Below are 12,645 nucleotides of genomic sequence, written 5' to 3'. Positions count from 1 at the left end.
CTCCGGCCTTTTCGCAGGAAAGGCCGCGCCGAAGCGGGGCCCCTAGTCGTGTGCTGACGGGTTGATAACTTTGGTGCGCGGTGTCACCCTTGGATCATCACACATCCATGCGCAGCTATCCTTACAGATCGGATGCAACTCAACTTCGACCTGGCGGACAGCGAGTTCACCGTCAGCCCGCTTCACCACGAACCCATCCGTAAGAGTTTTCGGCACGATATAGATATTCTCACTTCTGATGCCGAGCTTCCTCAAATACGCTTGAACGTTTTCGCCGCGGCGCTCTTGCAAAACATCAAGATCGTGCTCGCCAATATATGCACCGGCCATCACGATCGCCTGAATCTGCACGTCAGGCCACTTGTTTGCCTCTTCCACGGCCTCTGCGATTGCGCGCCGATTTTCCATTGAAAGCTCTACCGTGTTGAATGGCAACTCAATGGCCGCTACCTCGCCGATAGTACAAGCATTAACCGGGCGTCCCAAGCAAAACCAAACGGCAAGCAATGCCGCGAGACAGCCGCCGCGCAATATCGGATGTCTACTCACGGTGCGATATTTACTCCATCGAATGTTGCTATGTAGCCAGCGATGCTGTCTGCGTTGCTAATTGCCTGGTGAGGCTTATTTCTCGCGAAGATCATCGCCCCGGCTTCGCTGTCGAGATACATGTGGTCTTGCGAATCAAAAGTGTCTGTAAAGTGAGTACATTCGTGGATTATCGTCTTGACCTTGCATATTCCCCACAACTGGGCAAACGGACTTCCACAAAACTTCGAGTAAATAGCGATAACCCGCTTTTCCGAGTCTGGTTTGCAGACTGCTGCGTGATTGACGCCTGAATCTGGTGTGATCGCACACGACAGGTACCTGTTTATTTCACTGTCCCAGCGCACAATTTTTTCCGGCTCGAGTTCCTGCATCGCTGCAAGCAATCTCGGAAGCCCTTCGCAAAGTACCTTCTTTGCATGTACATCCGCACTTGCAAAGAAGGTCGTCACCCGGTCCTGCTCTCTCGTGTCCCAACGGGCAAGGCCCGCAATGCGCTTTTTGATCAACTCGACGCCAATATCCCGTGCCCGCATTGCCTGTCTGCGGAACTCCTTGTTGGTCATGTTGGAGCAGATCGGGACGGTGTTAATGGTGACGTCCCTATTTGAACCGGGAATCGTGTTTGTAAATGCGGTGTCATCGAGAGTTACCCATTCGGTGCTGTCCTTCACTATGCTAGCGCTCCACTTCAATCGTGAGAAACTTGAAACCCTGTGTTGTAACGCGAGAAGTCTGCCCCGCTGCGTTCGTCTTGCCGGTACAGATTTCCTGGCCTTCGGCGACAATCCGGTATCGAACATCCGGTACAGGGGCGCCGTCGTTATCCCTAATGGTGAACCGTTCATCGAACGGGCCCGCCGGTCCCGGTTATCTGATCCCTCGAACATATCCGAAAAGCGAGCCTCCATTTCTGAAATGATCGCCTCTGCGGAGCGCATCCTTTCGTACATTGGACCCTCCATCGGTCAATTCAGGCTTTCAGCCCATTAGACCATTGAGCACACATAAGAGCACCAGCGGTTGCCGTCCGCGGTATGTTCAGATTGAACACAAGCTACGAATTAACAATGAAAAATGCGAGACGGTCAACGACTTTAAATCGAGATAAAGCCGTTTTGACATATTTCACGTTTGCTGTGCCTATCTCAATTTCAGATGCATTTTCCAATATCACCATTCAACAAAATGGCGACATCGAGCCGCTTTTCCCGAAAGTGATCGACGCCGGCTAGTGCTTTTGTCCACGAAGCGTGCATGTCTGCGAGTTTTCCGTTTGTCAGCGCCGATTGGTCTCTGACCCACCGGGGGGCGGACGAAAACTTGGACTAATATGCTGACGTGCAGAAGGCAATAACAGAGTTCTTCGAGCACAATCACCGTTGCTACGGACCTCGCCGGTCCGCCCCATCACCCCTGCTTTCGCACCACAAACCGCCGCGTGCGAATCCATTTGGTCGCCACCCACTTGTCCCCTGACCGCAGCGGCGTGCTCGCGTGCAGCGAGCTCGGATCGCACATTCCGTAGCGATTGCCGTATTCGAAGTAGAGCGCATGCCCACGCTGCGGCACGATCGACCACCCGAGCTGCGGAAACACCGTCTCACCGCCGCCTTCCACGTCTTTCAGATACATCAGCAGAGTGCCCATGCGCTGGCCGCTGCGCGCGATTGACTCGCGATTCGCTGCGTTGCCCGTCATCAGATAGTCGACGTGCGGCGTCGACTCGGCGCCTTCCTCATAGTGCAACATCTGCAGGCCCTCGCCGTTCTCGACCGGCGTTGCCGTCAGTTCCGCGATGCGTGCCTCGATGCGCGCGATCAACGGCGTCTCGCCCAAACGGAAAAACATCCCGTGACTGCTGCGATGAGTGGCGATCACGTCGCGGCCGGTCACCGGATCGACGACGGCCGAGCGGTCGAGCCGCGGCTGTGCCAGTGCGATCAGCTGCTCGCATTCATCGGCACTCAGGAAGTTGGCAAGGTGCACGGCGGCCGGCCGTTGCAGCCGCGACAGCACGCGCACCTTGCGCTCGCCGAGCTGGATCAGCGGACCGTCGGGCACGCGCAGCGGCTCCGGCTGGTAGCTGAGCGGCGCGCCGCCGACTTCGAGCTTGTCGCCGGGCAGCGCCATGCCGTGCACGAACGCCGACGCGACCGCCTCGACCATCGCCGCGGCGAGTTCGGTCGCGTTGTTGCGGCTCACCAGTTCGTTGACGATCGCTTGCGGCGCGACACCGCGCGAAAGGTTGGCGGCGATCCAGTCGCGGACTTCGGCGGGGAAATGGACAGTGATGGACATCGGGGCGAGGTGTGGGGGGGCGTGACAGTCGCGGCGCGCGCAACGCTGGCTGGCGATCATATCGGACGAATGTGACGATTCTGGGCGGACGGTCCGGTTTTCATTTGGCTGTCGTCTGTTACCGCATGTTGCGATGTCCCGGCGAGCTCAGAACTCGGCCCATGCGAATGTCCGCCGGCCACGCGCCGCCTGATCGACACCCCGATCCTTCCACCCGCCAACATGTTGCACCCCTGTAACTCAAGCCCGACGCAAGCCGGCTACATTCACGCATGCCCCACATCGAAGTCGCGTCCCGCTTCCTTACGTCTTCATAACAACAGGACCCGAGGGCTTCGACTGATGACAACGCGCGCGAACCGTGTCACTTTTGCGCAGTCCCGTCAGAGGACGAGCTTCCAGCCGAATCTCGACACCAATATCCGTGTTCCCGGAGATCAACATGAGCGATACCGTGTCCCCGCCGCCAAAGCGCTCCCGACGCGGACTCATCATCTTCGCGGTTGTCCTGCTCGTGCTGGTAGCGCTCGTCGTGGTTCATCTGCTGACGCGCAAGAAGCCGGCGCGCGAGAACGCGGCAATCGTCGTCACCGTCGCGCAGGCGACGCTCGGTTCGATGCCGGTCACGCTGAGCGAGCTCGGCACCGTCATTCCGATCGCGACCGTGACCGTGCTGCCGCAGCTGAGCGGCTATCTGACCGAGGTCGGCTATCACGAAGGCCAGGAGGTGCAAAAAGGCCAGTTCCTCGCGCAGATCGATCCGCGCCAGTATCAGATCAGCAAGCAGCAGGCGCAGGCGACGCTCGCGAAAGACCGCGCGTCGCTCGCGCAGGCGCGCGCCGATCTCGAGCGCTATACGCAGCTGAACGAGCGCAAGTCGATCGCGCAGCAGACCTACGCGGATCAGCAGTTCCTCGTGCAGCAGGACGAAGCGGCGGTGAAGGTCGATCTCGCCAACATCGCCCAATTCGATCTCGACCTCGCGTATTGCCGCATCACCGCGCCGATCGCGGGCAAGGTCGGCTTGCGGCTCGTCGATCCGGGCAACTACGTGACCGCGTCGTCGACGACCGGCATCGTCGTCATCACGACCGTGAAGCCGACCACGGTGCAGTTCACGGTGCCGCAGGATTCGCTCGCGTCGATCGTGCAGCGTCTGTCCACCGGCGCGAAGCTGCCGGTCACCGCGTATTCGAGCGACAACTCGCGCGAGATCGCGACCGGCACGCTGTACGCGGTCAGCAACCAGATGGCGACCGCGACCGGCACCGTGACGTTGCGCGCGACCTTCGCGAACGACGACGAAGCGCTGTTCCCCAACGAGTTCGTCAACGTGAAGCTGCTCGTCGACACGATGCAGAATGCGGTGCTCGTGCCGACCGCCGCGGTGCAGTCCGGCGCGCCGGGCGACTTCGTCTATCTGGTCAATCCGGATAGCACGGTGTCCGTGCACAAGGTCAAGCTGGGCCCAAGCGACGGCAGGAATACGGTGATCGAGTCGGGTCTCGCGGCCGGCAACCAGGTCGTGACGGACGGCACGGATCGTCTGAACGACGGCGCGAAAATCCAGCCGGCGCATCCGAAGTCCGCCGCCGCGGCAAGCGGCGCGGCCGCCGCCGACCCGAAGGCGCCCGCGGCGGCGTCAGAAGCAGCGCCGGCGTCGAGCGCGCCGGCCGCGCCTGCGCCGGCCGCGTCAGAAGCCGCTTCGTCGTAACGGACCGCCGCGCCGATGAACATCTCCCGCCTGTTCATTCTTCGCCCGGTCGCGACGCTGCTGTTGATGATCGCGCTCGTGCTCATCGGTCTGATCGCGATGCGCGTGCTGCCGGTGTCGTCGTTGCCAAACGTCGACTATCCGACGATTCAGGTGCAGACCTTCTATCCGGGTGCGAGCCCGACGGTGATGGCGACCACCGTCACCGCGCCGCTCGAAGTGCAGCTCGGCGAAATTCCGGGCCTGCAGCAGATGACCTCGTACAGCTCGGACGGCGCGTCGGTGATCACGCTGCAGTTCGATCTGTCGCTGAACCTCGACATCGCCGAGCAGAACGTGCAGCAGGCGATCAACGCGGCGAACAGCTACTTGCCATCTGGCCTGCCGGCGCCGCCGACCTACGCGAAGGTCAATCCCGCCGACCAGCCCATTCTGACGCTCGCGGTCACGTCGAAGTCGATGTCGCTGACGCAGCTCGAAGACGTCGCCAACAACCGCCTCGGCACGAAGATTTCGGAAGTGTCGGGCGTCGGCGTCGTGACGACGAGCGGCGGCAACGTGCCCGCGATCCGCGTCGAGGCCGACCCGCACAAGCTCGCCGCCTACGGCCTCAATATCGACGATCTGCGCACGCTGCTCAGCTACGTGAATGTGAGCCAGCCGAAGGGCAATTTCGACGGCCCCGATCTCGACTACACGATCAACGGCAACGACCAGATCACCGATCCGAAGGACTATCTGGACACGGTGATCGCCTATCAGAACGGCTCGCCGGTCTACATGCGCGACGTCGCGCGCGTGAGCCAGGCCGCGCAGGACGTCGAGCGCGGCGCGTGGTACAACGGCTCGCCCGCGATCGTGCTGAACGTGCAGCGCCAGCCGGGCGCGAACGTGATCCAGACGGTCAACCAGATCATGAAGGTGCTGCCGCAGCTCGAATCGACGCTGCCGGCCGGCATGAAAGTGACGGTGGTGTCGGACAGCACGGGTGTGATCCGCGCGTCGGTCGCGGATGCCGCGTTCGAGCTGATCCTCGCGATCGTGCTGGTCGTCGCGGTGATCTTCGTGTTCCTGCGCAACGTGCCCGCCACCGTGATACCGAGTATCTCGGTGCCGGTCTCGCTGATCGGCACGCTCGCGGTGATGTACCAGCTCAACTACTCGATCGACAACCTGTCGCTGATGGCGTTGATCATCGCGACCGGCTTCGTGGTCGACGACTCGATCGTGATGATCGAGAACATCGTGCGCTATCTGGAAGAGGGCATGTCGCCGCTCGAAGCCGCGCTCGAAGGCGCGGGGCAGATCGGCTTCACGATCCTGTCGCTGACCATTTCGCTGATCGCGGTGCTGATTCCGCTGCTGTTCATGGGCGGCGTGATCGGGCGCCTGTTCAGCGAGTTCGCGGTGACGCTCGCGGTCACGATCGTGATTTCGGCGGTCGTGTCGCTGACCGTGGTGCCGATGCTGTGCGCGCGGATGCTGCGCGCGCAGGCCGAGCGGCATCCGAGCCGCTTCGAGCGCATCAGCGAGCGCCTGTTCGACAAGACGCTGGCCGCCTACGAGCGTGGCCTGCGCTGGGTGCTCGACCATCAGACGCTGACGTTGATGGTCGCGGTCGCCACCGTCGTGCTGACCGGCATCCTGTATGTGGTGATTCCAAAGGGCCTGTTTCCGGTGCAGGACGTCGGCGTGATCCAGGGCATCAGCGTGGCCGACAACTCGGTGTCGTACGCAGCGATGGTGAAGCGGCAGAGCGCGCTCGCCGATGCGGTTCTGAAGGACCCCGACGTGGTGTCGCTGACGTCGTACGTGGGCATCGACGGTACCAACGCGACGCTGAACAACGGCCGCTTCCTGATCAATCTGCGCGACCGCGACAAGCGATCCGACACCGCGCAGGAAATCGCCCGCCGGCTCGCGCAGGAAGTCGCGCATGTGCCGGGCGTGAAGCTTTTCATGCAGCCCGAACAGGACCTGACGCTCGACACGACCGTGTCGCCGAACCAGTACAGCTTCGTGTTGCGCGGACCGAGTCAGCAGGCGTTCCAGAAGTACGTGCCGGAACTCGTCGCGCGTCTGAAGCAGATTCCGTCATTGTCCGACGTACAGAGCGATCTCAACACCGACGGCCTCAGCGTGAACGTCGAAGTGAACCGGCAATTGGCCGCGCGCTTCGGCATCACGCCCGCGACGATCGACAACGCGCTGTACGACGCGCTCGGCCAGCGCATCGTGTCGACGATCTTCGAGCAGTCGAGCCAGTACCGCGTGATTCTGGTCGCGAAGCCGGAGTCGATGCCGACCGTGCAATCGATCGGCAATCTGTATCTGCCGAGCCAGACCAGCAGCACGGGTCAGGTGCCGCTGTCCGGCATCGCGAAGATCGAGATCAGGAAGGCCCCCCTCGTGATCAGTCACCTTGCGCAGTTCCCGTCGGTGACGATCTCGTTCAATCTCGCCAAGGGCGCGTCGCTGAGCACCGCGGTCAAGGATATTCGCGAGGCCGAGCAGGCGATCGACCTGCCGCCGTCGATCACGTCGTCGCTGCAAGGCGCGACCGCGGCGTTCGAGGATTCGCTGTCGAGCGAAGTCTATCTGCTGATCGCCGCGCTCGTCGCCGTGTATATCGTGCTCGGTGTGCTGTACGAGAGCTTCATCCATCCGGTCACGATCCTGTCGACGCTGCCGTCGGCGGGCATCGGCGCATTGCTGTCGCTGATGCTCGCGGGGATGGATCTCGACGTGATCGGCATCATCGGTATCGTGCTGCTGATCGGCATCGTCAAGAAGAACGCGATCATGATGGTCGACTTCGCGCTCGACGCCGAACGCAATCACGGCAAGGCGCCGCGCGAGGCGATCTTCGAGGCGTCGCTGCTGCGTTTCCGGCCGATCCTGATGACCACGCTCGCGGCGATGCTCGGCGCGCTGCCGATGCTGCTCGGCACCGGCACCGGGTCGGAACTGCGCCGCCCGCTCGGCCTCGCGATCATCGGCGGTCTGACGCTGAGCCAGGTGCTGACGCTGTTCACGACGCCGGTGATCTATCTGTTCTTCGACCGCATGGCGACGCGCGTGAACCGCTGGCGCGCCGAGCGCGCTAAGCGCAACGCAGGCGGCGCGGAGGGCACGCGGTGAACATCCCGGCGATCTTCATCCGGCGGCCGGTCGCGACGACGCTGCTCGCGATCGCGATCCTGATCTCCGGCACGCTCGCCTATTTCCGTATGCCGGTCGCGCCGCTGCCGAACATCGCGTTTCCGGTGATCGTCGTGCAGGCCAATATGGCCGGCGCGAGCCCGAACGTCATGGCGTCGACGGTGGCCGAGCCGTTGGAGCGCCGGCTCGGGACGATCGCCGATGTCGAGGAGCTGACCTCGATCAGCTACGTCGGCTCGTCGATGATCATCGTCGAGTTCGGTCTGAAGCGCGACATCAACGGCGCCGCGCGCGACGTCGAGGCGGCGATCCAGGCCGCCCGCGCCGATCTGCCCACCACGCTGCGCAGCAATCCGAGCTACCGCCAGTACAACCCGGCCGACGCGCCGATCATGGTGCTGTCGCTGACCTCGGACACGCTGACCAAGGCGCAGCTCTACGACTCCGCCGATTCGGTGATCCAGCAGCAGCTGTCGCAGGTGCAGGGCGTCGGCCAGATCACGCTCGGCGGCGGCGCGTTGCCGAGCGTGCGCGTCGAGTTGCAGCCGGGCAAGCTCAATAGCTACGGCATCGGCATGGAAGACGTGCGCGCGGCGATCAGCGCGGCCAATGCCGACAGCGCGAAAGGGCATATCGACGTCGGTGATCAGCGCTATGTGGTCACCTCGAACGATCAGATCACGCACGCGGCGCCGTATCGCGATCTGGTGGTCGCGTATCGAGACGGCGCGCCGGTCAAGTTGCGCGATGTCGCGCAGGTGCGCGACTCGAACGAAAACATCCGTAATGCGGGGCTCTTCAACGGCAAGTCGGCGATTCTGGTGATCGTCTATCCGATGCCGGGCAGCAACGTGGTCAGCACCGTGGCGCAGATACGCAACGTGCTGCCGGCGATCGAAGCGACGTTGCCGAGCAGCGTGCACGTGGACGTCGCGATCGATCGCTCGCAGTCGGTCACGTCGTCGGTCAGCGATACCGAGCGCACGCTGTTCATCGCGGTGCTGCTGGTGGTCGGCGTCGTGTTCATCTTCCTGCAGTCGCCGCGCGCGACGCTGGTTCCGGCGGTCGCGTTGCCGCTGTCGATCGTCGGTACCTTCGGGCCGATGTATCTGCTCGGCTATAGCATCGACAACCTGTCGCTGATGGCGCTGACCATCGGCACCGGCTTCGTCGTCGACGACGCGGTCGTCGTGCTCGAAAACGTCGTGCGGCACATGGAGCTGGGCTTGAGTCCGAAAGAGGCCGCGGTGAAGGGCGCGGGCGAAGTCGGCTTCACGGTGATTTCGATGAGCCTGTCGCTGATCGCGGTGTTTCTGCCGATCATCCTGTTTCCGGGCATCGTCGGACTGATGTTTCATGAGTTCGCGATCACGCTGTCGATCGCGATCCTGATCTCGCTGGTGATCTCGCTGACGGTCACCCCCGCGATGTGCGCGTACGTGCTGAGCCGCGACAACGCAGGTCATTCGAAAGCGCGCTGGGCGCAGTGGGTCGAGCGCCAGTTCGATCGCTTCAAGGATGCCTACGCGCGCTCGCTGACGGCCGTGCTCGATCATTCGCTGCTGGTGATCCTGCTGCTGTTCGCGCTGCTGATCGGCAACGTGTTCATGCTGAAGCTGGTGCCCGCCACCTTCTTTCCCGAGCAGGACACCGGCATCGTGATCGGGCAGATCATCGCCGACCAGAGCATTTCGTTTACGGCGATGCAGAAGAAGCTCGTGCAGTTGCAGTCGATCGTGCAGCGAGACCCGGCGGTGCAGTCGGTCGCGGGCTTTACCGGCGGGCGCGCGCTCAATACCGCGAACGTGTTCATCGAGTTGAAGCCGCTGTCGCAGCGGCACGCGACGGCCACCCAGGTCGTGAATCGCCTGCGTCCGAAGCTCGACGAAGTGTCGGGCGCGCGGCTCTTTCTGCAAGCGCAGCAGGACTTGCGCATCGGCGGGCGGCAATCGGCGGCCGAGTATCAGTACACGCTGACGAGCGACGATTCCGCCGCACTGTTCGCGTGGACGCCGAAGCTCGTCGCCGCATTGTCGAAGGAGCGCGGACAGCTGCTCGACGTGAACTCCGACTTGCAGCAGAACGGCCTGCAGACCTACCTGACGATCAATCGCGCGACCGCCGCGCGCTTTGGCTTCGCGCCGAACCAGATCGACAATGTGCTGTACGACGCGTTCGGCCAGCGCACCGTGTCGACGATCTACAACCCGCTGAACCAGTACTTCGTCGTGATGGAGGTCGCGCCGGAGTACTGGCAGTATCCAGAGACGCTGAGCCAGATTTACCTGAGCACGTCCGCGGGCAATCCGACCGGCACGGCCGCGACGCAGATGCCGCACGGCACGGTGTCGGCGACTAGCGCGGCCACGACCAGCGCGTCGTCGAACACGAACTCGCGCAACTCGGACGCGCAGTCGAACGCGACCAACAACAGCATCGCCAACAGCAAGGGCGGCAGCTCGACCGGCAGCGCCGATAGTACGGCCGCCGAAACGATGGTGCCGCTTTCGGTGCTGACGTCGTACAAGAACAGCCATACGTCGACGCAGGTGAACCACCAGAGCGGGCTCGTCGCCGCGACGATCTCGTTCAACCTGCCGGCCGGCGGGTCGCTGAGCCAGGCCGGCGCGGCGATCAACGAGACGATTCGCGAGATCGGCATGCCCGCGAGCATCCACGGTTCGTTCGCGGGCGCGGCGGCGGCCTATTCGCAATCGATGGGCGTGGTGCCGCTGCTGATTCTCGCGGCGCTCGGCGTCGTCTACATCGTGCTCGGCGTGCTGTACGAAAGCTCGATCCACCCGCTGACGATCCTGTCGACGCTGCCGTCCGCGGGCATCGGCGCGACGCTCGCGCTGCTGATCTTCGGCACGCCGTTCTCGGTGATCGCGATGATCGGCATCATCCTGCTGATCGGCATCGTCAAGAAGAACGGCATCATGATGGTCGACGTCGCGATCCAGTTGCAGCGCCAGGAACAGATGCCCGCGCGCGACGCGATCCACGCGGCCGCGCTGATCCGTCTGCGGCCGATCATGATGACGACGTTCGCGGCGGTGCTCGGCGCGGTGCCGCTTGCGATCGGCATCGGCCAGGGCGGCTCGCTGCGCCAGCCGCTCGGTATCACGGTGATGGGCGGGCTGATTCTGAGCCAGATGTTCACGCTCTATACGACGCCGGTGATTTATCTGTATCTCGACCGTCTGCGCGCACGGCTCGTCAGATGGTCCGCGGGGCTGCGCTGGAACCGCGACGCGACGCCGGGACAACCGGATACGAAGGCATGACGATGAAGATTTCTTCTGAACGAATGACGGGGCCGTGCGCAGGCTTGTCCAGCGCCGCGACGCTCGCCGTCGCGCTGCTCGCGCTATTCAACGCCGGCTGCATGGTCGGCCCGGACTATCACCGGCCGCAGGTTCGCGTGCCAGCCAGTTACTCGGAGCTGCCCGGCTGGACCCAGGCCGAGCCGAACGCGACCGGCCCGAAGGGCACGTGGTGGACTGCGTTCAACGATCCGCTGATCGACGAACTCGAACCGCTCGTCGCGGTGTCGAACCAGACCGTGCGCGCGGACTACGCGAACTACCAGCAGGCACTCGCCGAAGTGCGCGCCGCGCACTCGGCGTTGTTCCCGACGATCGGCGCGACCGGTTCGGCGACGCGCGAACGAGCGGGCAGCGGTTCGGTCAGTGCATCGGGAAGCTTCGTCAATGGTACGTCGACGCGCATCGTCAATTCGGGTTCGCTGGAAGGCAGCGTGAGCTGGGCGCCGGACCTGTGGGGCCAGGTACGCCGCACCGTCGAGGAAAACGCCGCGAGCGCGCAGTCGAGCGAAGCGACGCTCGCGAACGCGACGCTCTCCGAGCAGGTCGCGCTCGCCACTGCGATCATCGAGCTGCGCACCAGCGACGCGAACATCGACCTGCTGCAGCAGACGGTCGTCGCGTATCAGCATTTTCTCGACGTCGTCACCGAGCAGGATCGTGCGGGCACGATTCCGCCGAGCGACGTGATCACCGCGCGCAGCCAGTTGAATACCGCGAAGTCCGATCTGATCGCGCTCGGCGTCGCGCGCGCTCAGCAAGCGCATGCGATCGCGGTGCTGGTCGGCAAGAACCCGGAGGAGCTGTCGGTCACGCATAGCGCCGCGATGCCGGCGCTGCCGTCGGTGCCGGTCGGCGTGCCGTCGACGCTGCTCGAACGCCGGCCCGACATCGCCGCCGCCGAGCGCAAGATGGCCGCGCAGAATGCGGCGATCGGCGTCGAGGTGGCTGCGTATTACCCAGACATCTCGCTGTCGGCCGCAGCCGGTTTCACGCAGTCGCCGCTGTCCGGTCTGCTGAAGGTCGCGAACTACGTGTGGTCGCTGGGCGGCAGCGCGACCCAGACGCTGTTCGACGGCGGCCTGCGCAGCGCCGACGTCGACGCGGCAAAGGCGGCCTATGACGCGGCCGTCGCCAACTATCGCGGCACGGTGCTGGGCGCGTTCCAGAACGTCGAGGACGATCTGTCCGGCCTGCGCATTCTCGCCGAGCAGGCGGTCGTGCTCGAAACGGCGGTGCGCGACGCGGACCGAGGCGTGGAGATCGCGTTCAACGAGTATCAGGCGGGCACCGTCGATTACACGACGGTCGCGACTTCGCAAGCGACGCAGCTGACCACGCGGCAGACCGCGCTGAACGTGCAGGAATCGCGCTTGCTGCATGCGGCCTCGCTGTTTGGCGATCTGGGCGGCGGGTGGTCGACCGATGATCTGCATGATCCGCGGCATCCGGCGACGGCTGCTTCTGCGGCTTCCTCTGCGGCTTCCTCGCCTTCGACTGCGTCTGTTCCATCGGCTACGTCACCGGCGACGTCTGCGGCTATCATGCCGGGCGCGCGGCAAGCGCGGCACGATCAAAACGACTAAGGACGAG

General features: G+C 63.6%; 7 protein-coding genes. 4 read left to right on the top strand and 3 right to left on the bottom strand.

From position 1 onward, the window contains the following. Positions 1 to 42 precede the first annotated feature (42 nt). The 3 genes from GCT19_RS30290 to GCT19_RS30280 all read right to left on the bottom strand — a co-directional run bounded on the left by GCT19_RS30290 (position 43) and on the right by GCT19_RS30280 (position 2,850). Positions 43 to 549, bottom strand: a complete 507-nt coding sequence (locus GCT19_RS30290; RefSeq protein WP_035490540.1) for an OmpA family protein — start codon at positions 547 to 549, stop codon at positions 43 to 45. Further along, entirely contained in the window at positions 546 to 1,502 is a 957-nt protein-coding gene (locus GCT19_RS30285; RefSeq protein ID WP_227749354.1) for a M35 family metallo-endopeptidase, read from the bottom strand. The genes GCT19_RS30290 and GCT19_RS30285 overlap by 4 nt, the downstream gene beginning before the upstream one ends. 457 nt (positions 1,503 to 1,959) lie before the next feature. Next, entirely contained in the window at positions 1,960 to 2,850 is an 891-nt protein-coding gene (locus GCT19_RS30280) for a 2OG-Fe(II) oxygenase (protein ID WP_152853969.1), read from the bottom strand. Between the two features lie 442 nt (positions 2,851 to 3,292). Between GCT19_RS30280 and GCT19_RS30275 the strand changes: the two genes are divergently transcribed. Genes GCT19_RS30275 through GCT19_RS30260 form a run of 4 tightly spaced genes read left to right on the top strand, consistent with a single transcriptional unit; the run spans position 3,293 to position 12,638 of the window. Then, positions 3,293 to 4,564: an efflux RND transporter periplasmic adaptor subunit gene (locus tag GCT19_RS30275; RefSeq protein ID WP_152853968.1), complete on the top strand. Its 1,272-nt coding sequence runs from the start codon at positions 3,293 to 3,295 to the stop codon at positions 4,562 to 4,564. A 15-nt stretch (positions 4,565 to 4,579) separates the two neighbouring features. Beyond that, a complete protein-coding gene (locus GCT19_RS30270) occupies positions 4,580 to 7,705 on the top strand; it encodes an efflux RND transporter permease subunit (RefSeq protein ID WP_152853967.1) in 3,126 nt (1,041 codons plus the stop codon). Continuing rightward, complete coding sequence (locus GCT19_RS30265; protein ID WP_176135287.1) at positions 7,702 to 11,013, top strand: efflux RND transporter permease subunit; 3,312 nt, start codon at positions 7,702 to 7,704, stop codon at positions 11,011 to 11,013. The genes GCT19_RS30270 and GCT19_RS30265 overlap by 4 nt, the downstream gene beginning before the upstream one ends. Continuing rightward, positions 11,010 to 12,638: an efflux transporter outer membrane subunit gene (locus tag GCT19_RS30260; protein WP_152853966.1), complete on the top strand. Its 1,629-nt coding sequence runs from the start codon at positions 11,010 to 11,012 to the stop codon at positions 12,636 to 12,638. The genes GCT19_RS30265 and GCT19_RS30260 overlap by 4 nt, the downstream gene beginning before the upstream one ends. Positions 12,639 to 12,645: the final 7 nt, after the last annotated feature.

Origin of the sequence: Paraburkholderia atlantica (genome assembly GCF_009362785.1) — a bacterium.
Classification (GTDB): Bacteria; Pseudomonadota; Gammaproteobacteria; order Burkholderiales; family Burkholderiaceae; genus Paraburkholderia; species Paraburkholderia atlantica.
Note: the sequence above shows the minus strand (reverse complement) of the source record. Positions and strands in the feature narration are given on the sequence as shown.